Annotated in this window: 24 protein-coding genes; 16 read left to right on the top strand and 8 right to left on the bottom strand. The window is 69.9% G+C overall.

Annotated features, from left to right (window positions below):
* Nucleotides 1–35: 35 nt before the first annotated feature.
* On the bottom strand, nucleotides 36–683 hold the full coding sequence (gene cofC, locus ACFWP7_RS10240) for a 2-phospho-L-lactate guanylyltransferase (protein ID WP_384378999.1): 648 nt from the start codon (nucleotides 681–683) through the stop codon (nucleotides 36–38).
* 144 nt (nucleotides 684–827) lie between these two features.
* Between cofC and ACFWP7_RS10235 the strand changes: the two genes are divergently transcribed.
* The 3 genes from ACFWP7_RS10235 to ACFWP7_RS10225 are packed head-to-tail and all read left to right on the top strand — an operon-like array spanning nucleotide 828 to nucleotide 3,902.
* Nucleotides 828–1,679 (top strand): lysophospholipid acyltransferase family protein, encoded by an 852-nt coding sequence (locus ACFWP7_RS10235; protein ID WP_384378996.1) that lies wholly within the window; start codon nucleotides 828–830, stop codon nucleotides 1,677–1,679.
* Nucleotides 1,676–2,686: an NAD(P)H-dependent glycerol-3-phosphate dehydrogenase gene (locus ACFWP7_RS10230; RefSeq protein ID WP_384378993.1), complete on the top strand. Its 1,011-nt coding sequence runs from the start codon at nucleotides 1,676–1,678 to the stop codon at nucleotides 2,684–2,686. Before ACFWP7_RS10235 ends, ACFWP7_RS10230 begins: the two co-directional genes overlap by 4 nt.
* Before the next feature lie 58 nt (nucleotides 2,687–2,744).
* A complete protein-coding gene (locus ACFWP7_RS10225; protein ID WP_384378990.1) occupies nucleotides 2,745–3,902 on the top strand; it encodes a D-alanine--D-alanine ligase family protein in 1,158 nt (385 codons plus the stop codon).
* 24 nt (nucleotides 3,903–3,926) lie between these two features.
* Here the strand turns inward: ACFWP7_RS10225 and ACFWP7_RS10220 are convergent, their stop codons facing one another.
* Both ACFWP7_RS10220 and ACFWP7_RS10215 read right to left on the bottom strand, forming a co-directional pair.
* Nucleotides 3,927–4,418 (bottom strand): DUF3515 domain-containing protein, encoded by a 492-nt coding sequence (locus ACFWP7_RS10220; protein WP_384378987.1) that lies wholly within the window; start codon nucleotides 4,416–4,418, stop codon nucleotides 3,927–3,929.
* A 20-nt stretch (nucleotides 4,419–4,438) separates the two neighbouring features.
* A complete protein-coding gene (locus ACFWP7_RS10215) occupies nucleotides 4,439–4,672 on the bottom strand; it encodes an Lrp/AsnC family transcriptional regulator (RefSeq protein WP_003997603.1) in 234 nt (77 codons plus the stop codon).
* A gap of 272 nt (nucleotides 4,673–4,944) precedes the next feature.
* On the opposite strand from ACFWP7_RS10215, the gene ACFWP7_RS10210 reads away from it, so the two are divergent.
* Both ACFWP7_RS10210 and thiD read left to right on the top strand, forming a co-directional pair.
* Nucleotides 4,945–5,910 carry a thiamine-phosphate kinase gene (locus ACFWP7_RS10210; protein WP_384378984.1) on the top strand — a complete coding sequence of 322 codons (966 nt, stop codon included), beginning with the start codon at nucleotides 4,945–4,947 and terminating at the stop codon, nucleotides 5,908–5,910.
* Complete coding sequence (gene thiD, locus ACFWP7_RS10205; RefSeq protein ID WP_384378980.1) at nucleotides 5,907–6,704, top strand: bifunctional hydroxymethylpyrimidine kinase/phosphomethylpyrimidine kinase; 798 nt, start codon at nucleotides 5,907–5,909, stop codon at nucleotides 6,702–6,704. The genes ACFWP7_RS10210 and thiD overlap by 4 nt, the downstream gene beginning before the upstream one ends.
* A 147-nt stretch (nucleotides 6,705–6,851) precedes the next feature.
* Here thiD and rpmB read toward each other — a convergent pair whose 3' ends face one another.
* The gene (gene rpmB / locus ACFWP7_RS10200) at nucleotides 6,852–7,037 is read right to left on the bottom strand and encodes a 50S ribosomal protein L28 (RefSeq protein ID WP_266474652.1); all 186 of its coding nucleotides are present in this window, start codon (nucleotides 7,035–7,037) and stop codon (nucleotides 6,852–6,854) included.
* 258 nt (nucleotides 7,038–7,295) lie between these two features.
* Between rpmB and ACFWP7_RS10195 the strand changes: the two genes are divergently transcribed.
* A complete protein-coding gene (locus ACFWP7_RS10195) occupies nucleotides 7,296–9,068 on the top strand; it encodes a DAK2 domain-containing protein (RefSeq protein WP_384378977.1) in 1,773 nt (590 codons plus the stop codon).
* Between the two features lie 152 nt (nucleotides 9,069–9,220).
* Here the strand turns inward: ACFWP7_RS10195 and ACFWP7_RS10190 are convergent, their stop codons facing one another.
* On the bottom strand, nucleotides 9,221–12,184 hold the full coding sequence (locus tag ACFWP7_RS10190; protein ID WP_384378974.1) for a tetratricopeptide repeat protein: 2,964 nt from the start codon (nucleotides 12,182–12,184) through the stop codon (nucleotides 9,221–9,223).
* Nucleotides 12,181–14,019 carry an HSP90 family protein gene (locus tag ACFWP7_RS10185; RefSeq protein ID WP_384378971.1) on the bottom strand — a complete coding sequence of 613 codons (1,839 nt, stop codon included), beginning with the start codon at nucleotides 14,017–14,019 and terminating at the stop codon, nucleotides 12,181–12,183. The genes ACFWP7_RS10190 and ACFWP7_RS10185 overlap by 4 nt, the downstream gene beginning before the upstream one ends.
* Before the next feature lie 163 nt (nucleotides 14,020–14,182).
* Here ACFWP7_RS10185 and ACFWP7_RS10180 point away from each other — a divergent pair, with 163 nt between their 5' ends.
* From ACFWP7_RS10180 to mutM, 8 genes are all read left to right on the top strand, one after another.
* Nucleotides 14,183–17,416, top strand: coding sequence for a helicase-related protein (locus ACFWP7_RS10180; protein ID WP_384378968.1), 3,234 nt, complete (start codon nucleotides 14,183–14,185; stop codon nucleotides 17,414–17,416).
* A gap of 306 nt (nucleotides 17,417–17,722) precedes the next feature.
* Nucleotides 17,723–18,310, top strand: coding sequence for a 16S rRNA (guanine(966)-N(2))-methyltransferase RsmD (rsmD, locus tag ACFWP7_RS10175; RefSeq protein WP_384378965.1), 588 nt, complete (start codon nucleotides 17,723–17,725; stop codon nucleotides 18,308–18,310).
* Nucleotides 18,311–18,336: 26 nt separating this feature from the next.
* Nucleotides 18,337–18,816 carry a pantetheine-phosphate adenylyltransferase gene (coaD, locus tag ACFWP7_RS10170; protein WP_384379060.1) on the top strand — a complete coding sequence of 160 codons (480 nt, stop codon included), beginning with the start codon at nucleotides 18,337–18,339 and terminating at the stop codon, nucleotides 18,814–18,816.
* A 135-nt stretch (nucleotides 18,817–18,951) separates the two neighbouring features.
* Entirely contained in the window at nucleotides 18,952–20,034 is a 1,083-nt protein-coding gene (locus tag ACFWP7_RS10165; RefSeq protein ID WP_384378962.1) for an ATP synthase F0 subunit B, read from the top strand.
* Between the two features lie 126 nt (nucleotides 20,035–20,160).
* Nucleotides 20,161–20,814, top strand: a complete 654-nt coding sequence (locus tag ACFWP7_RS10160; protein WP_384378959.1) for a YceD family protein — start codon at nucleotides 20,161–20,163, stop codon at nucleotides 20,812–20,814.
* Nucleotides 20,815–20,816: 2 nt separating this feature from the next.
* Nucleotides 20,817–20,990, top strand: coding sequence for a 50S ribosomal protein L32 (gene rpmF / locus ACFWP7_RS10155; RefSeq protein ID WP_033321093.1), 174 nt, complete (start codon nucleotides 20,817–20,819; stop codon nucleotides 20,988–20,990).
* Between the two features lie 19 nt (nucleotides 20,991–21,009).
* Nucleotides 21,010–21,864: a ribonuclease III gene (rnc, locus tag ACFWP7_RS10150; protein ID WP_384378955.1), complete on the top strand. Its 855-nt coding sequence runs from the start codon at nucleotides 21,010–21,012 to the stop codon at nucleotides 21,862–21,864.
* A 119-nt stretch (nucleotides 21,865–21,983) separates the two neighbouring features.
* Nucleotides 21,984–22,844 carry a bifunctional DNA-formamidopyrimidine glycosylase/DNA-(apurinic or apyrimidinic site) lyase gene (mutM, locus tag ACFWP7_RS10145; RefSeq protein WP_384378952.1) on the top strand — a complete coding sequence of 287 codons (861 nt, stop codon included), beginning with the start codon at nucleotides 21,984–21,986 and terminating at the stop codon, nucleotides 22,842–22,844.
* Between the two features lie 23 nt (nucleotides 22,845–22,867).
* On the opposite strand, the gene ACFWP7_RS10140 is transcribed toward mutM, so the two are convergent.
* Together ACFWP7_RS10140 and ACFWP7_RS10135 are read right to left on the bottom strand one after the other, a co-directional pair.
* Complete coding sequence (locus ACFWP7_RS10140) at nucleotides 22,868–23,281, bottom strand: winged helix-turn-helix transcriptional regulator (RefSeq protein ID WP_384378949.1); 414 nt, start codon at nucleotides 23,279–23,281, stop codon at nucleotides 22,868–22,870.
* 106 nt (nucleotides 23,282–23,387) lie between these two features.
* The gene (locus ACFWP7_RS10135) at nucleotides 23,388–24,353 is read right to left on the bottom strand and encodes a CAP domain-containing protein (protein ID WP_384378946.1); all 966 of its coding nucleotides are present in this window, start codon (nucleotides 24,351–24,353) and stop codon (nucleotides 23,388–23,390) included.
* A gap of 143 nt (nucleotides 24,354–24,496) precedes the next feature.
* Here ACFWP7_RS10135 and ACFWP7_RS10130 point away from each other — a divergent pair, with 143 nt between their 5' ends.
* Both ACFWP7_RS10130 and ACFWP7_RS10125 read left to right on the top strand, forming a co-directional pair.
* Nucleotides 24,497–24,778, top strand: a complete 282-nt coding sequence (locus ACFWP7_RS10130) for an acylphosphatase (RefSeq protein ID WP_384378943.1) — start codon at nucleotides 24,497–24,499, stop codon at nucleotides 24,776–24,778.
* A 385-nt stretch (nucleotides 24,779–25,163) separates the two neighbouring features.
* Nucleotides 25,164–25,364, top strand: a complete 201-nt coding sequence (locus ACFWP7_RS10125; protein WP_365428924.1) for a hypothetical protein — start codon at nucleotides 25,164–25,166, stop codon at nucleotides 25,362–25,364.
* Nucleotides 25,365–25,509 lie beyond the last annotated feature (145 nt).

Below are 25,509 nucleotides of genomic sequence, written 5' to 3'. Positions count from 1 at the left end.
GCCGCAGGGGGTTGGCGTCCGGCCGGCCCCGGTTGTCAGCCGCCCGGTTGGCCGGGGATGAGCAGGTGGGCGGCCATTGCCGCGGTGCGTGGGCCGACGCCAAGTGCCAGTGCGGCTCGCAGATCGTCGCCTGTGTCCACGTCCTGACGTACGGAATCCACGCCGTTGAGGCGGAGTTCCATGGCGCCCGAGGCCCGATGGCGGGCGCGGGAATCGGTGCCGAAAGTCGGGAGCAATTCCCGGCCCGGGGCCGCGGCCAGCAGAGTGGTACCGATTGCGGCCGCATCGGGGAGAAAAGCGCGGGGAAATTCGGCGGCGGCTTCGAGTACCCGGGCCAATTCCTGCGGCCGCAGGGCGGGCAGATCGGCGTTCAGGGCAGCCACGGCGCTTTCCGGAGTTCGGGAGCGTACGGCGGAGCTGCCGTGTGCCAGGGCGGCGTTGAGGCCGCCGGCCGGCTCGCCCGTGACGATGTGGGCGCCCAGCGCGGCAAGTTCCCGCCCGGCCAGGGTGTCATCCGTGACTACCGCCACATCGCGGACCGCGGCGCAGGCCAGCGCCGCTGCCACGGTGTCCTGTGCGAAGGCGAGGGCGAGCCCGGGGCGCAGGCCTTCGTCGGCAGTGTCCGCCAGCCTGCTCTTGGCCCGTGCCAGAGGTTTGAGCGGTATCACCAGGATCCATTGCACGAGCGCCCCGTCTCTCCCTTGTCGCGCCCATTGTGACCCGGGTGCCCTGGCGGTCCGTACGCCGGGGCGTACGGTGTTCTCGACAGACAGGCGGCCTGGGGCGACACTTGTGCGGCTCCCCAGGCCTTGGAGGAAGGTGTTCGCGTGCCCCGCCGCAGAATCGGCTTCTGGTACCGCTTTGCAGCGGTCCTCTGCAAACCGCCGCTGGTGGTTCTGATCAAGCGGGACTGGCGCGGGATCGAGAACATTCCGGCCGAGGGTGGATTTATCACCGCGGTGAACCACAATTCGCATGTGGACCCGTTCATGTACGGGCACTATCAGTACAACACCGGGCGGGTTCCGCGATTCCTGGCGAAGAGCAGTCTTTTCAGGAAGGGGTTCGTGGGCGCCGCGATGCGCGGCACCGGACAGATCCCGGTGTACCGCGAGACCACGGACGCGCTGAGTGCTTTCCGCGCCGCGATCGACGCCGTTGAGCGCGGCGAGTGCGTCGCGTTCTATCCCGAGGGCACCATCACCCGCGATCCCGGCCAGTGGCCGATGACGGGCAAGACGGGTGCCGCCCGCGTCGCCCTGCAGACCAAGTGCCCGGTGATTCCGGTCGCCCAGTGGGGCGCGAACGAACTCCTGCCGCCGTACGCCAAGAAGCTCCACGTACTTCCGCGCAAGACCCACCACGTCCTCGCCGGCCCCCCGGTGGACCTTTCGCGCTTCTACGACAAGGAGATGTCCCCGGACGTCCTCAAGGAGGCGACCGAGGCCATCATGGCGGCCATCACCTTGCAGCTGGAGCACATCCGCGGGGAGAAGGCACCCCGGGCGGCCTACGACCCGCGCCAGGAGCGGATCGAGCAGCGGCGGCGGACCGCGGCCCAGGAAAGGGCCGCCCGGCAGATCGCCGCGCAGGAGCAGGACCTCCAGGAGAACGCGCAGGCCCTGCACCAGGCGCAGGCGCGGCACGAAGCACAGCAGGAAGAGGGGCAGGGCACGTGAGCAAGCCGGTCAAGGCGGCTGTCTTCGGAACCGGATCGTGGGGTACGGCCTTCGGCATGGTGCTCGCCGACGCGGGATGCGACGTCACCCTGTGGGCACGCCGCGCCGACCTCGCCGAAGCGGTCAACTCCACGCGTACGAACCCGGACTACCTGCCGGGCGTCGAACTCCCGGTGAACCTGCGGGCCACCGCGGACGCCGCCGAGGCCGCGCACGAGGCCGACTTCACGGTGCTCGCCATTCCCTCGCAGACACTGCGCGGGAACCTCGCGCAGTGGGCGCCGCTGCTCGCGCCCGACACCGTCCTCGTCTCGCTCATGAAGGGCGTCGAACTCGGCTCCACCATGCGGATGAGCGAGGTGATCGAGGACGTCGCCAAGGTCGGCCCGGACCGCATCGCCGTGGTCACCGGACCCAACCTCGCACGGGAGATCGCCGCGCGGATGCCGGCGGCCGCCGTGGTCGCCTGCCGCTCCGAAGAGGTCGCCCAGCGTCTCCAGGCCGCCTGCCACACGCCGTACTTCCGCCCGTACACCAACACCGACGTGGTGGGCTGCGAACTCGGCGGCGCCGTCAAGAACGTGATCGGTCTCGCCGTCGGCATCGCGGACGGCATGGGACTCGGCGACAACGCCAAGGGCTCGCTCATCACGCGCGGGCTCGCGGAGACCTCGCGCCTCGGTCTCGCGATGGGCGCCGACCCGATGACGTTCGCCGGACTCGCGGGCCTGGGCGACCTGGTGGCCACCTGCTCCTCGCCGCTGTCGCGCAACCACACCTTCGGCATCAACCTCGGCAAGGGCATGACCCTCCAGGAGACCATCGCGATCACCAGGCAGACCGCCGAGGGCGTCAAGTCCTGTGAGTCGGTGCTGGATCTTGCGCGCAGGCACGATGTCGACATGCCCATCACGGAAACGGTCGTCGGCATCGTCCACGAGGGCAAGCCGCCCGTCGTCGCCCTCAAGGAGATGATGTCGCGCAGCGCCAAGGCGGAACGACGCTGAGCGACAGGGTCAACAGGCGCTGACTGAGGCGGGTACCAGCGGGTACGCTCAACGCGATATGAGCACTGAGAACCTCCCCCAGAGCCCTGAGCAGCCGCCTCGCAAGCCGCGCGTGGCCGTCGTCTTCGGTGGCCGCAGCTCCGAACACGGGATCTCCGTGGTCACGGCCGGTGCGGTCCTGCGGGCGATCGACCGGACGAAGTACGACGTCCTGCCGATCGGCATCACCCAGGACGGCCGTTGGGCGCTCACCGCCGACGAGCCGGACCGGATGGCGATCGTCGACCGGCAGCAGCCGAGCGTGGACCGACTTGCCGAGTCCACCGAGGGCGGCGTGATCCTCTCCGTCGACCCGGCCAACCGTGAAGTCGTCTACAGCGAACCGGGTTCCGTCCCCAAGGCCCTTGGCGATGTGGACGTCGTCTTCCCCGTGCTGCACGGCCCCTACGGCGAGGACGGCACGCTGCAGGGTCTCCTGGAGCTCTCCGGAGTCCCGTATGTCGGTGCCGGTGTGCTCGCCTCGGCCGTCGGCCAGGACAAGGAGTACATGAAGCGGGTGTTCACCTCGTTCGGGCTGCCCGTCGGCCCGTATCTGGTGATCCGTCCGCGCGAGTGGACCCGCGACGAGCAGGGGGCCCGCGAGCGCATCGCCGGCTTCGCGGGCGAGCACGGCTGGCCGCTGTTCATCAAGCCCGCGCGCGCGGGGTCCTCGATCGGCATCACCAAGGTCGACTCCTTCGAGGGCCTCGACGAGGCGATCGCGGAGGCGCAGCGCCACGACCCGAAGATCATCGTGGAGGCGCTGCTGCGTGGCCGCGAGATCGAGTGCGGGGTCCTGGAGTTCGAGGACGGACCGCGCGCCAGCGTGCCCGCCGAGATCCCGCCCGTGCAGGCGCACGCCTACTACGACTTCGAGGCGAAGTACATCGACTCGACGCCCGGCCTGGTACCGGCCCCGTTGACGCCCGAGCAGACCGCGGAGGTCCAGCGGCTGGCGGTCGAGGCGTTCGAGGCGGCTTCCTGCGAGGGTCTTGTGCGAGCGGACTTCTTCCTCACCGAGGACGGCGAGTTCGTGATCAACGAGATCAACACCATGCCGGGTTTCACGCCCATCTCGATGTACCCGAAGATGTGGGAGGCGAGCGGCGTGAGCTACCCGGAGCTGGTGGACCGCCTGGTGCAGGCGGCGCTGAGCCGTTCCACCGGGCTTCGCTGAGAGCCCTCCTGGGACCCCTGTACGTCAGTCGGCGATCCCTTCGGGGATCGCCTTCTTGACGGGCTCGGCGAAGGCCGTGAGCGGTCCCGCGCCCAGGTCGGCCCGCTCCTTGGGGAGCCTCACCTCGACGTATGCCGTGCGCAGGCTCGTGGTGAAGACGTACGACCCGTCGTCCTGCTTCTCGACCAGCCAGCCGACCCCGTTCACTTCGGCGTCGTCGGCGTTCGGGTCGTTCATCTTGGCGGGCCGTTCGACACCGCAGCGCAGTATGATCGCCGGGCTTCCCCAGCCCGCGGTCAGCGCGGACCGGGGCTCGGGATCGTTCCGGTCGAGGTCGGTGACTTTCTCCGGCAGCTCCTTGTCCAGGTTCTCGCACAGCTTCGTGACTTTCGCGTCCGGGCTGGGAACCACGGTCGAGGCGTCGTCGTCTGCCGAGGTGCAGCCCGTGGCGGCCATCAGCAGAGCGAGAACGGGCAGCCCGAAGGCAGCGGCGTGCCGGTGACGGAAGAAGCTCATCGGCCAAGGTTAGACGGGGGCTAGAGGTGTACGACCGGGCAGGTCAGGGTGCGGGTGATGCCGTCCACTTGCTGGACTTTGGCGACCACCATGCGGCCGAGGTCGTCGACTGTGTCGGCCTGGGCGCGCACGATCACGTCGTACGGTCCTGTCACGTCCTCGGCCTGGATCACTCCCGGGATCTTGCTGATCGTCTCGGCGACGGTCGACGCTTTGCCGACCTCCGTCTGGATCAGGATGTACGCCTGTACCACGGAACCTCCAGGGCGGCCACGAGGATCATGTGGGGAAAAGGAACGCCACGGTATCGCGTCGCCGCTCGCCGCGGGGAGACCCGCGGTGACTGGGGCTTGCGCGCCGGGGTGCACAGACTGCACAAGTTGACGGCCGATTCGACCGTACCGAGTACGGAGACGGCACGCGACCGCACCGAGGACGGTTCGCGTGCCGCGGAGCAAGCGGTACGCGCCACGGTTCGCACGAGACGTACCGTGGCGTAGACAGGAAGAGAAGGGGCAATGCGACTATGAAGGGCACCGTGGGCGAGTTGGGGGAGTTCGGGCTCATCAAGGAGCTCACCTCGCGTCTCACCACCACCCCGGCGGTCCGGGTCGGCCCCGGCGACGACGCCGCGGTGGTGGCCGCGCCCGACCGCAGGGTCGTGGCGAGCACCGACATCCTCCTGGAGGGGCGGCACTTCCGCCGTGACTGGTCGACGGCGTACGACGTGGGGCGCAAGGCCGCCGCGCAGAACCTCGCGGACATCGCCGCGATGGGCGCCGTACCGACCGCGCTGCTGCTCGGCCTGGTCGTGCCGGCCGAACTCCCGGCCACCTGGCCGTCCGAGCTGATGGACGGGCTGCGCGACGAGTGCCAGGTCGCGGGTGCCTCGGTGGTCGGCGGCGATGTCGTACGCGGCGACACCATCATGGTCTCGATCACCGCGCTCGGCGATCTGCGCAACCAAGAGCCGGTGACCCGGGGCGGGGCCCAGCCCGGTGACGTGGTCGCCGTGACGGGCTGGCTGGGCTGGTCGGCGGCCGGGTTCGCGGTGCTCTCCCGGGGATTCCGCTCGCCGCGCGCCTTCGTGGAGGCGCACCGGCGTCCGGAGCCGCCGTATCACGCCGGTCCCGCGGCGGCCGGGCTCGGCGCCACCTCGATGACGGACGTCAGTGACGGGCTGATCGCCGACCTCGGGCACATCGCCGAGGCGAGCAAGGTGCGCATCGACATCCGTTCCGGCGCCATCGACATCCCGACCCAGATGAACGACATCGGGCAGGCCGTCGGCGTCGACCCCATCCAGTGGGTGCTCACCGGCGGCGAGGACCATGCGATCGTCGCCACCTTCCCGCCGGATGTGAAACTGCCGGCCCGCTGGAAGATCATCGGCGAGGTCCTCAACCCGTCCGCCCTGCCGCAGGTCACGGTCGACGGCGCGCCCTGGACGAGCAAGGGCGGCTGGGACCACTTCGGAGAGATCGAGTCGTGAGCGCCCCGCCGCGGGTGCTGACGGTCGCGGGTTCCGACTCCGGTGGCGGAGCCGGGATCCAGGCCGACCTGAAGACGATGCTCGCGCTCGGCGTGCACGGCATGAGCGTGATCACGGCTGTCACCGCGCAGAACTCCCTCGGCGTGCAAGGCGCTTGGGAGCTGCCGGTGGAGGCCGTGCGTGCCCAGTACCGCAGCGTTGTCGACGACATCGGCGTCCAGGCGGTCAAGACCGGCATGCTCGCCTCCGCCGAACTCGTCGAGGCCGTCGCCGACTTGCTCGCCGGCACGGACGCGCCGGCTGTCGTCGACCCGGTCGGCGTCTCCAAGCACGGCGACTCCCTGCTGGCCGCTTCCGCGCTGGATTCGGTCCGTACGAAGCTGCTGCCGGTCGCTGTGGTGGCGACGCCGAATCTCGACGAGGTCGCCCAATTGACGGGTGTGCTGGTCGAGTCCGAGGCGCAGTTGCGCGAAGCGGCGGCGGCTGTGCTGGCGTACGGGCCGAAGTGGGTGCTGATCAAGGGCGGCCATCTGCCCGGAGACGCCGTCGATCTGCTGACGGACGGATCCGAGGAGCACTGGCTGCGCGCCCGCCGTTACGACAACCGGCACACGCACGGCACGGGCTGCACGCTCGCCTCGGCCATCGCCTGCGGGCTGGCGAAGGGGCAGACCGTGCCGGAGGCCGTCGCGGCTGCCAAGGAATACGTCACCGGGGCGATCGCAGCCGGGTTCGCGCTGGGGGGCGGGATCGGGCCGGTGGATCATGGGTGGCGGTTCAGGGCCGGCGGGTAGATGGGTGCTTGGATGCGACGCGTAAACGCTTACGTAAGCGTTTACGTGTGCTGTGTCGCCTTACCGGGGCGCAGCAAAAAACCGGCCCACCGTGAGGTGGACCGGCTCAGTGCAAGCGAACCAGCAGTGGCCGCGCGCTAGCGGTTGTCAGCGCGTGACCTTGCCGGCCTTGATGCACGAGGTGCAAGCGTTCACGCGCTTCGGCGTCCCGCCCACCACGGTACGAACGCGCTGGATGTTGGGATTCCAGCGACGGGGCGTACGGCGGTGCGAGTGGGAGATGCTGTTGCCGAAGCCCGGCCCCTTGCCGCAGACGTCGCAGTTGGCAGCCACGGGCTCACTCCAAAAACTTCAGATGCACTTACGGTGGATCCCGGCATGCCGGGATCAAGATCTAGGATCTGAGTGGCGGTGCCAGGAGGAAGGCCCGATCGGATCGGGCAACCGGAGCAGCATACAACGACTGCGTCCAGACAACGAAACTACCATGGCTGCTCAGGGCCACGCCCCGGCCCTGCGTAGACCCCCTACCGACAGTAACCCCTTCTGGGTCTACGCTGCGTCCACGTCCAGCAGCTCAAGGAGGCGCAGGTGCCGCAGGTGCCGCAGACGTTCGATGCTCTCGCGGTGCGCACCTGGTGCGGTCTCTCGCTGGAGGCGCTGGGGCGGGCCCGCGAGGAGATAGACGCGATCAACGTCTACCCGGTGGCCGACGGGGACACCGGCACCAACCTGTATCTGACGCTGGAATCGGCGACCGCGGCGGTCGAGGCGGTCTTCGCCGGGCACGAGGTCGGTGCGGGGTACGACGTCGGCGGGGGGCGCGAGGCCGGCGGGGGCAGGCCGACGCTCGCGGACGCGGTACGGGCGATGGCGCACGGCGCGCTGATAGGCGCCCGGGGTAACTCCGGGACGATCCTCGCGCAGCTGTTTCGCGGCATGGCCCAGGTGCTCGCCGCCGACAGCGAAACCGCTCACACCGACGGACCGGGCCTGCGGCTGGCCCTTCGACAGGCCGCCGACTCCGCCCGCCAGGCCGTCGCCCACCCTGTCGAGGGCACGGTCCTCACGGTCGCCTCGGCCGCCGCCGACGCGGCCACCGGCGCCGAGGGGGACTGCGGCACGGTCGCGCGCGCGGCGTACGAGGGAGCGCGGGCAGCCCTTGCCGCGACGCCCGGGCAACTGGCCGTCCTGGGACGCGCAGGCGTCGTCGACGCGGGCGGACGGGGGCTGGTGGCGGTGCTGGCGGCGCTGGTCGAGACGTTCACGGGGGAGAGGCCGAGGGCGTTCGCCGGAGAGGCGGAGGTCCACGCGCGCGTGGCGGGTACTTCGACCGACGCCGACGCCGACGCCGACCCCGACGCCTACGTCGACATCGTCGGTGTCGGCATCGGGGGAGTGCACCCCGATGTGTGCGCGGACGCGGTACCGGAAGAAGGTGGCCCCGCCTTCGAGGTGATCTACCTCTTGGAGGCGGAGGACGGGGCCGTGGCCCGGTTGCGGAAGCGGCTCGACCGGCTGGGCAACTCGCTCGTCGTCGTCGGCGGGGACGGGCTGTGGAACGTCCATGTGCACGTGGACGACGCGGGTGCCGCCGTAGAAGCGGGCGTCGAGGCCGGACGGCCGTACCGGATCAGGATCACCCACTTCGGACTCGGGGACGTCCACACCGGTGGCCCGGGGAGGCCGCCCCGGGAGCGCGCACAGCGTGCCGTAGTGGCTGTCGTGCCCGGGGAGGGACTGGCCGGTCTGTACGCGGAGGCCGGGGCGACCACCGTGCTCGCGCGGCCGGGGGAGCCGCCCGCGAGCGGAGAACTCGTCGAGGCCGTACGGCGTGCCCACGCGCGCGAAGTGGTGCTTCTGCCCAACGACGCCGAACTGCGCCACACCGCGGCCGCGGCCGCGGAGCAGGCGCGCGCGGGCGGTGTTCGCGTCGCGCTGATCCCGACCCGCTCCGCGGTCCAGGGCATCGCCGCGCTCGCCGTCCACGAGCCGGAACGCCGTTTCGACGAGGACGTTGTCGCCATGACCTCCGCGGCCGGCGCCACCCGCTACGCCGAGGTCGCCGTCGCCGAGCGGCAGTCCTGGACGATGGCCGGGATCTGCCAGGCCGGCGACGTCCTCGGCCTCATCGACGGCGATGTCGCCGTCATCGGCTCCGACATCGCCCTCACGGCCGAAGCCGTCCTGGACCGCATGCTCTCCGCCGGCGGCGAAATGGTCACCCTCGTCCTTGGCGACGAGGCGCCCGAGACCATCGCGAATCGCCTTGAATCCCGGGTACGGGAAGGGTATTTGGCGGTGGACACGGTGGTGTACCGGGGTGGGCGGCAGGGGGCGTTGTTGTTGATCGGGGTGGAGTAGGCCGGTGGGGGTGGGTGGGATTTATTCTCCCCCCCCGCCCCTACCCGTCCCGTACCTGGGGGCTTCGCCCCCAGACCCCCGTATCGCGCTGAACGCGCTCGTCCTCAAACGCCGGACGGGCTGACACGGGCCGTAGCCACAGAAGGATGGGGTCAGCCCTCCGAATTCGTCTCCATCAGCTTCAGCAGGTTCTCCGCCTCCGCACACCGCGCCTCCGCGGTGTCGCCGTCCAGCCCCGCGTACGCGGCGAGCACCGCACGCGCGCGTGCCGCAGCCGCGGTGGGCCGGCGAAGGTCTGCCTCCAGCCGGCCGGCGCCGAGTTCGGCGGCGGTGCGTACGTCGAGGAGCTCGTCCCCGAGGGAAGCGAACACGGAGATCGCTTGGGTGAGGTGGCCCAGGGCCTCCTCGAAGGAGGGCCTCACCGAAGCCTCCTCCGCGTCGTCCGGCACGGAACGCGCCACCAGGTCACCGAACTGACGGTGGGTGTGCCCGAGTTCGGCGACGAGACGGAGACGCGCGTCCTCGCTCTCGCCCCGGTCCACTTCCGCGGCTGATGCGGAGTCGCCCGGTGAGTCCCGGATCGCGTCCTCGCACTCCCGCACCGCCGCCGCCATCAACTCCCGCGCCCCGTCGAGCCCCACGTCCGTATGGACGGCCGCCCAGGCGCGGGCCCGCAGCGAGCGGACCAGCCCGTGGACGTTTCCGAGATCGCGCCAGAGTTCGCCGGCGCGCGCGTACGCCTGGTCCGCCTGGGCGTGCAGCCCGGCGTTCCCGAGGGCCTCGGCGGCGAGATGGGCGAGCATCGCGTGGTCGCGCTGCTCGGGCCAGTGGCGGGCGATGTCGGCGGCCTGCAACCAGCGGTCGGCGGCCTCGCGGTGGTCGCCGAGTTCGGTGAGACAGTCGCCGAGCCACCACTGGGTCTGCACGATCGCACCGTCGCCGTGCATGTCGGTGGTCAGATCGGGCAGCGCCGACTCCAGTATCTCGGCGGCCTCGGCCCACCGCCCCTGGCGGACCAGGAAACCGCCGAGCTGATGCCGGGCCCAGGCACCGAGCGTGGCACTCTGGCCCGCTTCGTCGGCCCAGTGCGCGGCCTCCAGGGCGTGGTCGGCGGCGGGCCCGAACTGCCCGGTGCCGCCGAGGATTTCGGCGAGCTGAAGGTGCAGCTGAGCATGGCCCGGCGCCTCCAGGTGGGGCCCGCCGTGCTCCAGTGCCGCGCGTGCCGCCCGCTCCGCCGCTTCCATGTCGCCCCGGTGCAGAGCGATCCCGGCGAGCCGTGCCTCGTGCTCCACGGCGAACCACGGCAGCCCGGCCGACACGTACGTCTCGACGGCCCGGCCGAGCAGCTCCGCGGCCTTCTCGGCGTCCTCCGCACGCGCGGCGAGCTCCCCGAGCATCGCCTGCGCCTCCGCGGCCCGTGACGCCAGCCGCACGTCCTCGACGTGCGGCTCGGCAAGGGCCAGCAACTCCCGGGCCGCCGTTTCTGCAGCCTCTGGCCGGAGGGCGACGCCCACGTCGCTGTCCAGCCGATGCATCAGGATCCGCGCCCGCCCCACCAGCACGGACGCGGTTTGAGACGCCCCCGTGCCGCCCTCCGTGAAGAGCGCGAGCACCCCGTCGTACAGCTCCGATACGGCCGCCAGGGCCTCCTCGGTGCCGCCGGTCAGGGCGAGTACGTAGGCGGCGCGGGCGCGGGCGGCGAGGGCCTCGCCGGGGTCGTCGGCCTCGGCGTAGAGCTCTGCCGCGCGGTGGAAGAGTTCGATGCCCTCGGGGCCGCGCTCCATCGCCGCGTGGTCGGCGATCTCCGCGCGGTCGCGGACGTCCAGCTCGTGCCCCTCGGCGGCACGCGAGACAGCTGCCCAGGCCTCGACGGCGTCCGGGTTCCGGGAGTCCGACAGGCGGCGGGCCTCGCTGAGCAGCGCGGGCAGCTCGGGCTCGGCGGCAGGTTCCGTGCCGACGGGCGGACGGGGTGCGTGCACCGTGGGTGCGGGGCGCGTGGAGCGCACGCCAAGAGGCAGGCGGTCGACGAGCGTCGGCTGGTTCATACGTGCGCGGGCACGCGTGCTGACGTACGACGTGCCGTTGCGCGTGTCGAAGCGCGCCGCAAGCGAAAGTGCCTCCCCGCGCGCGTGGGCGGCGAGGTCGCTCGCCGTCCAGGCGCGGCCGACCGGCCCGGGGACCGACTGGTCGCCGAGCCCGAGGGAGGTCAGGCGGTCCATCAGGAGGGCCACCACCGCCATGAAGTTCAGCTTGCTGCGCGGGTCCCCGGAGTCCGTGAAGTACGCGGGGCGCTCGGCGAGCAGCTCCAGGGCGCGCGCCTCGTTGCCGGAGAGGGCGCAGAACTCCACATGGTCCGCGTACGCGCCACGCATGCTCTCCATGGCGCGGACGAGCCGGAAGCCCCGCAGATGGTGGGCGCGCGCCTCGTCGACCCGCCCCAGGCGCAGCAGGGGGACCAGGGAGGACGCGAGGACGGTGTGCGGCTCGTGGGCGCACGAGTACTCGCCCTCCAGGACCGGGCCCCACAGCTCCACCGCCTCCGCGTCGGAGCCGCGCAGCGCCTGCCACCATCCCTGGCCGTGCAGTTCGCACGCGTGGCAGTCGGCCATGGTGTCCCGGTCGGCGGCCAGCCAGGCGTCGTACGCCCGCTCGGCGCGCTCCAGGTCTCCCAGGTGGGCGGACACGCTGAACTCGGCGCTGCGCACGGCCCGTTCGGAGTGCCCGGCCAGCCGGTAGCGGTACTCCATCTCGCCGAGCCACTTCTCTATGGAGGCGAGCGGAATGTGCGGCTGGTCCAGCATTCCGGCCGACAACCACTTGAAGACCCAGTGCAGCGAGTGGACCTCGTACTCGTCGAAGTCCTCGGGGCGTTCGTCCCACATGCGCAGCAGGCGCGCGAAGGGGACGAACATCTTGTCCTTCTCGGAGCTGTAGTTGTAGACCTTCAGCTGGTGCGCGAGTGCCTCGATCACCGCGAGGGGGATGCCGAGCTTCTCCGCCTCGGCCAGCAAGAGCTCCGCGCGCGCGTTGCGGGCGGGGCCCTCCGGCTGTTCGAAGTTGTCCGCCATCGCCTGGCGGAGAGAGTCGAAGTCCGTGATGGGGTCGATCCCGCTCATCGGTGGCCGTCCTCCCCGGAGTTGGTGTGTGTGGCCCACTCGAGAAGGCCGATGAACGCGCGGTTCAGGAGCGCCGAGTCCGCCGGCCGCAGTGGGCGCTGGGCCATCAGCAGGGCCTGCCCGTAGAGGGACTCCGTGGCGGTGCCGATCAGCTCCGGGTCCTTGAGCGAACTGATCCTGCGGATCAGGGGGTTGAGGTGGTTGAGCACCAGACGCGCGCGTGGAGCGCTGCCCCGCAGCGAGCCGAGGATGCCCGCCCACAGGTCGTCGGCCTGGTTCTCGGCCTCCGCGCGGGCCTGTTCGTGGCGGGCCGCCCGGTCGTCCAGATGCAGCGCCGGGACCGAGAGCGGGTGGAAGGCGCGCAGCACCACATCGCAGCCCAGGGGGTCGAGTCTGGCCCGCGCGGCCCCCAGGAAGGCCGACAGTGCCAGCTCCTCCGCCGGGTCGACCGAGTCCAGGTGCGCCGTCACGGTGTCGGCGTCCAGCTCCGAGACGACCGTTCCGGGGCGTACCGACGGCAGTGCCTCGACCAGTTCGCTGTCGTACGTGTAGCCCCCGTTGACGACTCCGATGCCCTGTGCGGAGGCGATCGGCGCGACCTGCCGGTACTCCTCCACGGTCCGCGTGAAGTGGATCACCGGGTGCCGCTGGGCGAACTCCTCCAGGGAGAGCCGCCCGTCGGTCGTCTCGAAGGGCAGCCACGGCAGCATCGTGCGCAGCATCTCGGTGTCGTGCCGGGCCAGGGACTTCACGCCCAGGTGGTGAACCGAGAGGAAGGCTGCCAGCCGCTCCGGGTCGCCGGCCGCGAGCCCGGTCAGCCAGGACCGGATCCGCTCGCCCAGCGCCTCGCGTACGGCGGCGAGAGTCTCGTCCTCGTACAGCGACTCGCGCGACGCGGTGGGCCGCAGACTGTCCGTGTCCAGGACGCAGCGCACGAAGAACGCCCAGTCGGGCAGCAATTGTTCGGCCCGCTCGGTGAGCAGCATGCCCTTCAGGTGCACACGATGGCTCGCACGCTGGGCCGGGCTGACCGAGGACGGCAGGACGTACGCGACGCCCCGGATGCCGGCGACGGGCACATTCAGGTCGATCGAGTCCAACGGCGTGAACCCGAACAGGTCGTGGCAGTGCCGCGCCAGGGCCACCCTTCGGGTCGCGGGGCTCGTGTAGGGGCGGTCCCAGGGCGCCGGGAGGTCCGTGATCGCCTCGTCGCCCACGCGAACGTCGTACGGCAGCAGCGCGCCGAAGTCCCGCGCCAGCGAGCGGACCTTCTCCTCCGTGAGCCACTCGCCCGCCCCGGCGCGCGCCACCAGGTGCACGGTGGTGCCCGGTTCGGTGCGGGCCTCGTGCGGCAGGGTGCGCACGGTGTACGAGCCGTCGTCGGCCGCCGTCCACTCCACGGGCGCCGCCTCGGGCGTACGCGCGCTTCGGCTGACGACCCGGATCCGCTCGGCGACCACGAAACACGCCAGCAACCCGATGCCGAACTGGCCCAGGAAGTCGGAACGCGCCGATTCCAGACCGTCGTTGCGCTTGGAGCTGCGGCCGATGGTCGCCAGCAGATTGTGCACATCGGCTTCGGTGAGGCCGATCCCGGAGTCCTCCACGCGCAGCGTGCCGCCCTCGGCGTACAGGCGCACGGTGGCCGGAGCCTCCGGCTGTTCGGCACGCCGGGCGGTGATCGCGTCCACGGCGTTCTGCAGCAACTCGCGCAGATAGACCTTGGGACTGGAGTAGAGGTGATGGGAGAGGAGGTCCACCAAACCACGCAGGTCGACCTGGAAGGTATGAGGTGGCTGGGATGCCTGGGAGGGCTGTGAGGTCTGGGAGTCCATCGTCGCAGCGCCGGTGGGGGGACGGGCGACGGCGCGGGGTCGGGCGGTCCCGCAGGACGGTGACCGCGAAGAGGGCCGGAGCGGGTCATCCTAGGCCCGGAACGACCCGCCTGACCAGCGGATTTCCAGGACGTATACGGCGATGTCAGTGCGGTGGTGTGCAATGGATCTCGTGTCCGTGCTCGAAGAACCACTGAAGAAGGCGCTCGGCCCCGCCACCGCGAAGGTGATGGCCGAGCATCTCGGCCTGCACACCGTGGGCGACCTGCTGCACCACTATCCCCGCAGATACGAGGAGCGCGGTCAGCTCACCCACCTCGCCGACCTGCCCATGGACGAGCACGTGACAGTGGTCGCCCAGGTCGCCGACGCCCGACTGCACTCCTTCGCCTCGGCGAAGGCCCCGCGCGGGAAAGGCCAGCGCCTCGAAGTGACCATCACGGACGGCAGCGGCCGCCTCCAGCTGGTCTTCTTCGGCCACGGCGTGCACAAGCCCCACAAGGACCTCCTGCCCGGCACGCGCGCCATGTTCTCCGGCAAGGTCTCCGTCTTCAACCACCGCCTCCAGCTGGCCCACCCGGCGTACGAGCTGCTGAGCGGCGACGACGACGAGGCGACCGAGACCGTCGGCTCCTGGGCCGGGGCCCTCATCCCGATCTACCCGGCCACCGCCAAGCTGGAGTCCTGGAAGATCGCCAAGTCCGTGCAGACGGTCCTGCCGAACGCGCAGGAGGCCGTCGACCCGCTCCCGGACTCACTGAGGGACGGCCGCGGTCTCCTCGCCCTCCCCGAGGCACTCCTGAAGATCCACCGCCCGCACACCAGGGCGGACGTCGACGGCGCCCGCGCCCGCCTCAAGTGGGACGAGGCCTTCGTCCTCCAGGTCGCCCTGGCCCGCCGCCGGTACGCCGACGCCCAACTCCCCGCCGTGGCCCGCGAGCCCAAGCCGGCCGGCCTCCTCACCGCCTTCGACGCCAAGCTCCCCTTCACCCTCACCGAAGGCCAGCAGAAGGTCTCCAAGGAGATCTTCGACGACCTCGCGACCGAGCATCCGATGCACCGACTGCTTCAGGGAGAAGTGGGTTCCGGGAAGGCTCAACCACTTGATTCGCTGGTGCTGACGCCCATGGGCTTTCGCCGGATGGGGGACCTGCAGAAGGGCGACGAAGTTGTCGTGCCCAACGCAGAAATTGCCCTGATCGATGGGGTCTTCCCCCAAGGAGAGCGTGATGTCTGGCGCATTGTTCTCTCCGACGGCAGTTCCGTGGAGTGTGACGACGAGCACCTCTGGATCGTTGGTACGAGCTGCGGATGGGATCGCGGGCAGACACCCAAGGTGATGACCGCTCGGGAGATTCGTCTCGACACGTTCAAGGCGAACGGATCGTCGAAGTGGTACATCCCGGCAGCAACGCCGGTCGACCTGGGAGGGGACACAGGGCTGCGACTCGATCCTTACCTCTTCGGGTTGCTGCTGGGTGACGGTTCGTTCCGACACGATCTGCGTCTGTCCACGGTCGATGACGAGATCCATGACGCTGCGGCGAGTGCTGTCGCACCGGACTGCCGACTGGTACCGGTGACCGGTTCCCGCTGTGACTACACGATCCAGCTGACGCAGCGCTCCGGCGGTGTGCGGAATCCTGTCATCAAGGCTCTGCGGGCCCTGGACCTGTGGGGTAGGACATCCCACAACAAGTTCATTCCCGAAGACTTCAAGAACACGTCGATCAAGAACCGACTCGCTCTCCTCCAGGGGCTCATGGACACCGACGGCACAGTCCACGCGGACGGGATGAGTGTCTCGTTCTGCTCGGCTTCGCTCAGGCTCGCTGAGGATGTCGCGTGGCTTGTGCGTTCGCTGGGTGGCCGGGCGCGAGTGCTGCCCAGGAGGGCCGCGTTCGATGTGTCGGTGGCACTCCCGGACGAGTACGCGCCCTTCAGGCTGTCCCGCAAGGCAGAACGAGTGTGCCCGCGCCCGAAATACAACACGTTCCGACGAGGCATTCGGGCTGTGGAGTACGTGGGTCGTAAACCGGTCCAGTGCATCAGCGTCGCCCACCCGAGCCATGCTTACGTCACTGACAACTTCACGGTGACCCACAACACGATGGTGGCCCTGCGCGCCATGCTCACCGTCGTCGACGCGGGCGGGCAGGCCGCGATGCTCGCGCCCACCGAGGTGCTCGCCCAGCAGCACCACCGTTCGATCACGGAGATGATGGGGGAGCTGGCCGAGGGCGGGATGCTCTCAGGGGCCGAGCACTCCACGAAGATCGTGCTGCTCACCGGGTCCATGGGGGCCGCCGGCCGGCGGCAGGCGCTCCTTGACCTCGTCACCGGTGAGGCCGGGATCGTCATCGGCACGCATGCGCTGATCGAGGACAAGGTGCAGTTCCACGACCTGGGCCTGGTCGTGGTCGACGAGCAGCACCGTTTCGGTGTGGAGCAGCGCGACGCCCTGCGCGGCAAGGGCAAGCAGCCCCCGCACCTGCTCGTCATGACCGCCACGCCCATCCCGCGCACCGTCGCGATGACCGTCTTCGGTGACCTGGAGACCTCGGTCCTCGACCAACTCCCCGCCGGGCGCTCGCCGATCGCCAGCCATGTCGTCCCCGCTGCCGACAAGCCGCACTTCCTGGCGCGCGCGTGGGAGCGCGTGCGCGAGGAAGTGGAGAACGGCCATCAGGCGTACGTCGTCTGCCCCCGCATCGGCGACGACGAGGACGACCCGAGCAAGGCCAAGAACAAGAAGAAGTCATCCGATGCCGATGCCGAGAAGCGTCCGCCGCTCGCCGTCCTGGACATCGCCGACCACCTCGCCAACGGCCCTCTCCAGGGGCTCAAGGTCGAAGTCCTGCACGGCAGGATGCAGCCCGACGACAAGGACGCCGTCATGCGCCGCTTCGCCGCCGGCGAGACCGACGTCCTGGTCGCGACGACCGTGATCGAGGTCGGGGTGAACGTGCCGAACGCCACCGCGATGGTGATCATGGACGCCGACCGGTTCGGCGTATCGCAGCTCCACCAGCTGCGCGGCCGCGTCGGCCGTGGTTCGGCCCCCGGCCTGTGCCTCCTGGTCACCGAGATGCCGGAGGCGAGCCCGGCCCGCCAGCGGCTGAACGCGGTGGCGTCCACCCTCGACGGTTTCGAGCTCTCCCGCATCGACCTCGAACAGCGCCGCGAGGGCGACGTCCTCGGCCAGGCCCAGTCCGGTGTCCGCTCCTCGCTGCGCATGCTGGCCGTCATCGAGGACGAGGAGATCATCGCCGAGGCCCGCGAGGAGGCCGCCGCGGTCGTCGCCGCCGACCCGGAGCTCGCCGGCCTCCCCGGCCTGCGTACGGCCCTGCAGGCGCTCCTGGACGAGGAGCGGGAGCAGTACCTGGACAAGGGGTGAGAGCACGGGGAAGGGCGGGGGCTGGCAGGGAAGGGAAGGGCGGGGGCTGAGGGAGCAGGGAAGGTCCGCGGCTGAGACGTCTGGAAAGAGCGGGGGGCTGGCAGGGCAGGAAAGGGCGGAGGCCGAGAGACCTGGGAAGGGCAGAGGCGCACAGCGAAGGGAAGGGTGGACGCCGGCAGCGCCGGAGCAGGAAAGCGCGGAGGCTGAGAGGCGGTGCGCGGACAGCGGCTGAGAGACTGGGAGCCGACAGACCCGCCCGCCGCCTTGCAGAACCCGCCGCCTTCCTCACCAGCGCAAAGGACCCTCATGACCCGCGTGATCGCCGGCCGGGCCGGCGGACGCCGTCTGGCCGTCCCGCCGGGCACCCGCACCCGGCCCACCTCCGACCGGGCGCGCGAGGGCCTCTTCTCCACCTGGCAGTCCCTGCTCGGCGGCCCTCTGGCGGGCGAGCGCGTCCTCGACCTGTACGCCGGGTCGGGCGCCGTCGGCCTGGAGGCGCTCAGCCGCGGTGCCGGACACGCCCTGCTCGTCGAGGCCGACGCCCGCGCGGCCCGCGTCATCCGCGAGAACGTGAAGGCACTGGGCCTCCCCGGCGCCGAGGTCAGGCCGGGCAAAGCGGAACAGATCGTCCAGACGCCGGCGCCGTCGGACCCGTACGACCTCGTCTTCCTCGACCCCCCGTACGCCGTCTCGGACGACGATCTTCGCGAGATTCTGCTCACACTCCGGACGGGGGGCTGGCTCGCGGCCGAAGCCCTCGTCACCGTGGAGCGCAGCACCAGAGGCGGCGAATTCGGGTGGCCGGTCGGTTTCGACGCGATCAGGGCCCGTCGTTACGGCGAGGGGACGTTTTGGTACGGTCGCGCCGCCGCTACGTGCGAAGACGCACGATGACCGGACTGGAGAGCGAGGGACCTCAGTTGCGCCGCGCCGTCTGTCCCGGGTCGTTCGACCCGATCACCAACGGACATCTCGACATCATTGCCAGAGCCTCCAAGCTGTACGACGTCGTGCACGTCGCGGTGATGATCAACCAGTCGAAGAAGGGCCTCTTCGAGATCGACGAGCGGATCGACCTGATCCGCGAGGTCACCGCCGAGTTCGGAAACGTCGAGGTCGAGGCGTTCCACGGCCTTCTCGTCGACTTCTGCAAGCAGCGCGACATCCCCGCGATCGTCAAGGGACTGCGCGCCGTCAGCGACTTCGACTACGAGCTGCAGATGGCCCAGATGAACATCGGCCTGTCGGGCGTGGAGACCCTCTTCGTCCCCACCAACCCCACCTACAGCTTCCTGTCCTCCTCGCTCGTCAAGGAGGTCGCGACCTGGGGCGGCGACGTCTCCCACCTGGTGCCGCCCGTGGTCCTGGACGCGCTCAAGGAGCGTCTCGGCAAGGACTGAGCCCGTTCCCGAGACAAGGACTGAGCCCGCCCCACAGAACTGACAGTCCGTCATCCGGTGTCGGGCGGGGAGGCAGTGGTCGTACAGTCGACCCGTCCGTCTCCATCAACACCTGTAGAGAGTGGCGAGCACAGAGTGGACGTGCAGAAGAAGCTCGATGAGATCGTCGCGTCGGTCGGCAGCGCCCGTTCCATGCCCATGTCGGCCTCGTGCGTGGTCAACCGCGCCGAGCTGCTCGCCATGCTCGAAGAGGTGCGCCAGGCGCTGCCCGGCTCCCTCGCCCAGGCCGAGGAGCTGATCGGCGGCCGCGAGCAGCTGGTCGAGCACGCTCGCCAGGAGGCCGAGCGGATCATCGAGACCGCGCACGCCGAGCGCGGCTCGCTGATCTCCGACACGGAGGTCGCCCGGCGCTCCCAGGCCGAGGCCGAACGCATCCTCGCCGAGGCCCGCCAGGAGGCCGAGGAGGTCCGCGCGGAGGCCGACGACTACGTCGACTCCAAGCTCGCCAACTTCGAGGTCGTCCTCACCAAGACCCTCGGCTCCGTCGGCCGCGGCCGCGAGAAGCTGCTGGGCACCGGCCCGGGCACCGACGAGCAGGGGTACGAGGACGAGGACGCCCCCGAGCGCAGCCACGACCCGGAGACACTGCGCCGGAGCGCCGACGAGTACGTCGACGTCAAGCTCGGCGCCTTCGAGGCCGTCCTCGCCAAGACCCTGGACGCCGTCGGCCGCGGCAGGCAGAAGCTGCACGGCCGCATCGCCAGCGACGACCTCGGCCTCCTCACGGACGAGGACGGGACGCCCGCGCACCACACGAACGACTCCGACTACCTGGCGGGCCTCGCGGGAATCACGGAGACCCCCGAGCAGCCCGTGGTGCCCCAGGCTCCGGACATCCCGGCCCAGCAGCAGGTGTACGCGCAGCAGGACGCGTACGCCTATCAGCAGCAGGCCCCGGATCCGTACGGATACCAGCAGCAGTACGTCCAGCAGGATCCGTACGCCTACCAGCAGCAGACCGCCGACCCGTATGCCGCCTACCCGCAGCAGCAGGGCTGCGACCAGCAGCCGGCGTACGACCAGAGCCAGCAACAGGCCTACGCGCAGCCCCAGGCGCACGCCATGGACGCGCAGCAGCACGCCCTCGACGAGACCAGCCTCTTCGACACGAGCATGATCAGTGCGGAGCAGCTGCGGGCGTACGAACAGGGGCGCTGACACCGGATTGGGCCGAGAGCAAAAGGTCCAGTATCCTGGCCCTTCGGTCGCGTGTACGTCCGCGATCACTGCTGCCCGGAACGTCGCGGGCAGCATCCTCTTGAGCTTCGAAGATCGAAAGCAGGAATGGCTCTGAACGCCCGCCTCGACCACCGCAACCCGCTCGTGTTCGACACACGCGAGCTGGGACGGCGTCCTGGCGCGCTCCAGCGGCTGTCCCGCACGATCGACGCTCCCAAGGATCTCGGGATCCAGGGAGTCATCGGAGTGCCGGAAGGCACCCCGGTGGAGCTCGACCTCCGGCTTGAGTCGGTCATGGAAGGTGTGCTTGTCACAGGCACCGCCCGTGCACTGGCCAAGGGGGAGTGCGTAAGGTGTCTGGAGCCGCTTGAGCTGGAGCTCGAAGCGGAGTTCCAGGAGATGTTTTCGTACCCTGACGCCGACGACCGGGGCCGCCCCAAAGCGGAGCCGGCCGACGACGCCGAGGACGACGAGGACACGCTCCCTCTCGAGGACGGCCTGTTCGACCTCGAACCCGTGCTGCGTGATGCGGTGGTGCTCGCACTGCCGATGCAGCCGGTGTGCCAGGACGACTGCCCCGGCCTGTGCTCCGAATGCGGAGCGCGGCTCGCGGACGCCCCGGACCACCACCACGAGGCCGTCGACATCCATTGGGCGGCACTGCAGGGACTCGCCGGTTCACTTGAAGATGGCGAGAAGGACGAGTTGGGCGACGGCGCGCTTCCATCAGCGCACGTCGACGAGAAGCAGGAGAAGTAGCCGTGGCTGTTCCGAAGCGGAAGATGTCGCGCAGCAACACGCGCCACCGCCGGTCGCAGTGGAAGGCTGCGGTCCCCAACCTGGTTGCGTGCGAGCGCTGCCACGAGCCCAAGCTGCAGCACATCGCGTGCCCCGCTTGCGGCACTTACAACAAGCGCCAGGTCCTCGAGGTCTGAGCGGCTGGTGAGAGGTCTGATGTCTGACGCCAAGGCGGATTCAAACGCCAAGAAAAAGGCGGACAACACAGCCTCGTCCCACACGCTTCTGGAAGGGCGGCTCGGCTACAAGCTCGAGTCCGCCCTTCTGGTGCGTGCACTGACCCACCGTTCGTACGCGTACGAGAACGGCGGTCTGCCGACCAACGAACGCCTGGAGTTCCTCGGGGACTCCGTGCTCGGCCTCGTGGTCACGGACACGCTGTACCGCACTCACCCCGACCTCCCAGAAGGCCAACTGGCCAAGCTGCGGGCCGCGGTGGTCAACTCGCGTGCGTTGGCGGAGGTGGGTCGTGGCCTCGAACTCGGCTCCTTCATCCGGCTTGGCCGGGGTGAAGAAGGCACGGGTGGCCGGGACAAGGCGTCCATCCTCGCCGACACCCTTGAAGCGGTGATCGGCGCGGTCTATCTCGACCAGGGTCTGGAATCGGCGGGCGAACTCGTTCACCGGCTCTTCGACCCGCTCATTGAGAAGTCCTCGAATCTCGGGGCCGGCCTGGACTGGAAGACCAGTCTCCAGGAGCTCACCGCGACCGAAGGGCTCGGGGTTCCCGAGTACCTGGTCTCGGAGACCGGCCCTGACCATGAGAAGACCTTTACTGCTGCCGCCCGCGTCGGAGGCGTCTCGTACGGCACCGGCACCGGCCGCAGCAAGAAGGAAGCGGAACAGCAGGCCGCGGAATCCGCGTGGCGTGCGATCCGTTCCGACGCGGACGAACGCGCGAAGTCGGCCAGGGCGGCCGCCGCTGAACAAGCAGAACAAGCGGCAGCCCAGGTCGCCGAGGGGAACGCCGACACCCCCTCGGCTCCGACAAGCGATTCGGCCACGGCCTGATTCCTTCACAACTGAAGCACCTGCAGCACTCGTGGTAGGTGATGTACCCGCAGTATCCGAACCCCGTCGCAGCGTTCGCGCAGCGGCGGGGTTCGTATCGCATTCTCCGGAGGAGCGCCGTGCCCGAGTTGCCCGAGGTCGAAGTCGTGCGGCGCGGTCTTGAGCGCTGGGTCAGCGGGCGGGTCGTACAGGCGGTGGAGGTCCGGCATCCGCGAGCCGTACGGCGGCACCTGGCCGGGCCCGAGGCCTTCGCGAAGGCGCTCGCAGGCCTTCGCGTGGAAGAGGCCAGGCGTCGCGGCAAGTACCTCTGGCTGCCCCTCGCCGACTCCCCGTACTCCGTTCTCGCGCACCTCGGCATGAGCGGTCAGCTGCTGGTGCAGCCCGAGGACGCCCCGGACGAGAAGCACCTGCGCGTCCGTATCCGCTTCGAGGACGGCCAGGGCACCGAGCTGCGCTTCGTCGACCAGCGCACCTTCGGCGGCCTCTCCCTGCACGAGAACACCGCGGACGGCCTCCCGGACGTCATCGCACACATCGCCCGTGACCCGCTCGACCCCCTCTTCGACGACGCCGCGTTCCACACGGCGCTGCGCGGCCGCCGTACGACGATCAAGCGCGCCCTGCTCGACCAGTCGCTGATCAGCGGGGTCGGCAACATCTACGCGGACGAGGCGCTCTGGCGCTCCAGGCTGCACTACGAACGCGCCACCGGAACCTTCACCAGGCCGCGCAGCACCGAGCTGCTCGGCCACATCCGCGACGTCATGAACGACGCCCTCGCCGCCGGCGGCACCAGCTTCGACAGCCTGTACGTCAACGTCAACGGGGAGTCGGGCTACTTCGACCGCTCGCTCGACGCGTACGGGCGCGAGGGCGAACCCTGCGGGCGGTGCGGGACACCGATGATGCGGCGCGCGTGGATGAACCGGTCCAGCTACTTCTGCCCGCGCTGTCAGCGGGCGCCGCGCGCGACCGCGTAGCCGAAGCGGGGAGCCTTGGCCGGCTAGCTCTTGCGGCGCGCCTCGTCGTAGCGCCCGCGGGACTCCAGTACGTCGTCCATGCGGGCCTCCATGAAGTGGATGAGGGTCAGGAGGTGCTGGGCGACCTCGCGGCCCAGCGGTGTGAGCGTGTAGTCGACGCGTGGGGGATTGGTCGGCTGGGCGTCGCGGTGCACCAGCCCGTCGCGCTCCAGCGCCTGAAGGGTCTGGGAGAGCATCTTCTCGCTGACGCCGTCGACACGGCGCCGCAGCTCGTTGAAGCGGAAGGTGCCGTCGTGCAGGGCTCCCAGGGTGAGCGCGCCCCAGCGTCCGGTGATGTGCTCAAGTGTGCCGCGGGACGGGCAGTCCCGGGCGAACACGCTGTACGCGAGATCCTGACACTCACTGCTCGCGACGGCGGACTGCACGGCTGACTCCATGCTTTGAGGGTACTTCGGCACAGCGCTCACCGTGGGGTCGCGCTAACTCATCGATAGTGCGCGCTGGGTCGGGTACCGGTCGTCGACGACCGGTACCCGGGGTCGGTCAGTAGCCGAAGTCCTGTGTCCACCAAGGGCCGCCCTCGCCGAGGTGCACACCCACGCCCAGGGTCTTGAAGTCGCAGTTCAGTATGTTGGCGCGGTGGCCGGGACTGTTCATCCAGGCTTCCATCACGGCCTCGGCGGTGGCCTGGCCGCGGGCTATGTTCTCGCCGCCCAGGTTGCTGATCCCGGCGGTCGCCGCGCGGTCCCAGGGGGTCGCGCCATCAGGGTCGGTGTGGTCGAAGAAGCCGCGCGCGGCCATGTCCGTGCTGAAGACGGAGGCCAGCTCGGTCAGGGAGCTGTTCGCCGCCACCGGGCTGCAACCCGCGCCGGCCCGCTCCACGTTGACCAGTGCGAGCACGGTGGCCTCGGCCGCGGTCTCCGCGGATACCGTCACCGGGGCGGTGGTCTCCGGAGTCTTGGTGGGCTCCTCGGCGGGCTTCGAGGGCGTGGCCGTCTCGGTCTCGGTGGGCTCGGCCGTGGGCTTCTTCGAGGGTGTCGTCACCGGCGGGGCTGTGGAGGTGGAGGGGGCGGCCGAGGGTGTGGCCTCGCGCTCGGCGCCACGGCTCGTCCCCGTGTCGTCGCGGTTCTCCTCCGCGCTGCCCGAGGTACCGCCCTGCGGGGTCTCCACGCTGGACGGGGAGCCGGCGGCCTGCACGTTGTCGGCGTTGCGGCCGCCGAGGGAGTAGTTCTCAGCGCCGGGCATCACACCGGCCGCGACGGCGACGGTGCCGAGGGCCACGGCGGCGGAGACGCCCAGCAGCCCCGTACGTACGGGGGTCGCGGCCTTCCTCTTACGGTGCGAGCGGGCTACGGCACCGCTCGGGAAGTCGGCGACAGCCGCGTAGCCATACAGGTTCTCCGGCCCGTAGGGACCGGTGGTGCCCGTGCGGTCCGTGCGGGTGTCCGTGCCCCCGGTGGCGCGACCTGTGGCGGCGCGGCCGGCGGCTGAGCGTCGGTGGCGTCCCATCTATGTGGCCTTCCTCGATCTTGCAGTCAGCGAACCTCACCCTAAAGAGTGAGTTTCATATGAGACTCATTGGGTCGGGACGGTACCGCATGGCGCAAGGGGAGGATGTGTCCCGAGAGACATTGTCCGGTTAGCGTGCACTCATGAACGAGGTTGCACGGGTGGTCGTCTGGGTCCGCGGAAGGGTTCAGGGCGTGGGTTTCCGCTGGTTCACGCGGGCCAAGGTGCTGGAGATCGGAGGGCTGAGTGGTTTTGCTCTCAATCTCGACGACGGACGGGTCCAAGTGGTCGCGGAGGGCCCTCGGACCGGTTGCCAGAGTCTGCTCGACTGGCTCCAGGGGGACGACACACCCGGGCGCGTGGACGGAGTCACTGAGATCTGGGACACGCCCCGCGGGATCTACGAAGGCTTCGCCATCCGCTGACGGAGCGGCGGCGACCGACCGGGCCGGAGCGGCGGGGCATACCACCAGCACCTGCCGGAAGCGGAAAGGCCCAGGTGGTTGCCAAGAACGACCGGTCGTGGGAGGCTCCGCCGATACGGATGATCTCCATGCCCCCAGGGCCCGAGGGAGTCGCAGCGCCGCCCTTGCAGGGCCGCGTGCCCCGGCGTAGCCCGCCATTGCGGGCGTGATCGTGTTGACCGTCAAACTTTTTGGTGAGACGCTGAAAGCCCCGCGCACCTTAGCTGTTTGGCATGTGGAACAGCAGTAAGAACTTAAAAGTGTCAAGCATCGCGGGTGCGATTCCCTCACGACCCATCGACCCACACCGTTTCGGTCGGTCACTCAGTGTGGAGGACCATCCATCATGGCAAAGGCGCTTCTCGGTTACGTCGGCGGTTCCGACCCGCGACTCATTGCCGAGATGCGACGGCTCCAGCAGCGCGTACAGGACCTCGAATCCGAGCTCGGACGGATCCAGGCCGAGAACGACGCGCTCGCGGCTGCCGCTTCTCACGACTCGCTTCTTGATCTCGACGTACCCCAGGCGGAGCCTGCGCTCACCTGATCACTGCATCGCACCACGACAGCAGTGGTTGGGCAGCCCACATCAACCGCTAAGTTGTCAGAATTGCAAGGGACGCCTCTTCGGCGTCCCTTCTTCTTTCCCCCGCGTACTTTTCCCCTGTCTTCAACGTCTGGTGTGCCCTGCA

The sequence above is a fragment of the Streptomyces sp. NPDC058470 genome, assembly GCF_042721055.1.
Lineage (GTDB): Bacteria > Actinomycetota > Actinomycetes > Streptomycetales > Streptomycetaceae > Streptomyces.
Note: the sequence above shows the minus strand (reverse complement) of the source record. Positions and strands in the feature narration are given on the sequence as shown.

Coding starts and splice junctions, on each gene's coding strand:
- ACFWP7_RS10125 (WP_365428924.1), top strand. CDS start 25,164: ATGGCAAAGGCGCTTCTCGGTTACGTCGGCGGTTCCGACCCGCGACTC.
- ACFWP7_RS10180 (WP_384378968.1), top strand. CDS start 14,183: ATGGATCTCGTGTCCGTGCTCGAAGAACCACTGAAGAAGGCGCTCGGC.
- ACFWP7_RS10225 (WP_384378990.1), top strand. CDS start 2,745: ATGAGCACTGAGAACCTCCCCCAGAGCCCTGAGCAGCCGCCTCGCAAG.
- ACFWP7_RS10210 (WP_384378984.1), top strand. CDS start 4,945: ATGAAGGGCACCGTGGGCGAGTTGGGGGAGTTCGGGCTCATCAAGGAG.
- ACFWP7_RS10140 (WP_384378949.1), bottom strand. CDS start 23,281: ATGGAGTCAGCCGTGCAGTCCGCCGTCGCGAGCAGTGAGTGTCAGGAT.
- ACFWP7_RS10185 (WP_384378971.1), bottom strand. CDS start 14,019: ATGGACTCCCAGACCTCACAGCCCTCCCAGGCATCCCAGCCACCTCAT.
- rsmD (WP_384378965.1), top strand. CDS start 17,723: ATGACCCGCGTGATCGCCGGCCGGGCCGGCGGACGCCGTCTGGCCGTC.
- ACFWP7_RS10160 (WP_384378959.1), top strand. CDS start 20,161: ATGGCTCTGAACGCCCGCCTCGACCACCGCAACCCGCTCGTGTTCGAC.
- ACFWP7_RS10130 (WP_384378943.1), top strand. CDS start 24,497: ATGAACGAGGTTGCACGGGTGGTCGTCTGGGTCCGCGGAAGGGTTCAG.
- ACFWP7_RS10190 (WP_384378974.1), bottom strand. CDS start 12,184: ATGAGCGGGATCGACCCCATCACGGACTTCGACTCTCTCCGCCAGGCG.
- rnc (WP_384378955.1), top strand. CDS start 21,010: ATGTCTGACGCCAAGGCGGATTCAAACGCCAAGAAAAAGGCGGACAAC.
- ACFWP7_RS10220 (WP_384378987.1), bottom strand. CDS start 4,418: ATGAGCTTCTTCCGTCACCGGCACGCCGCTGCCTTCGGGCTGCCCGTT.
- ACFWP7_RS10135 (WP_384378946.1), bottom strand. CDS start 24,353: ATGGGACGCCACCGACGCTCAGCCGCCGGCCGCGCCGCCACAGGTCGC.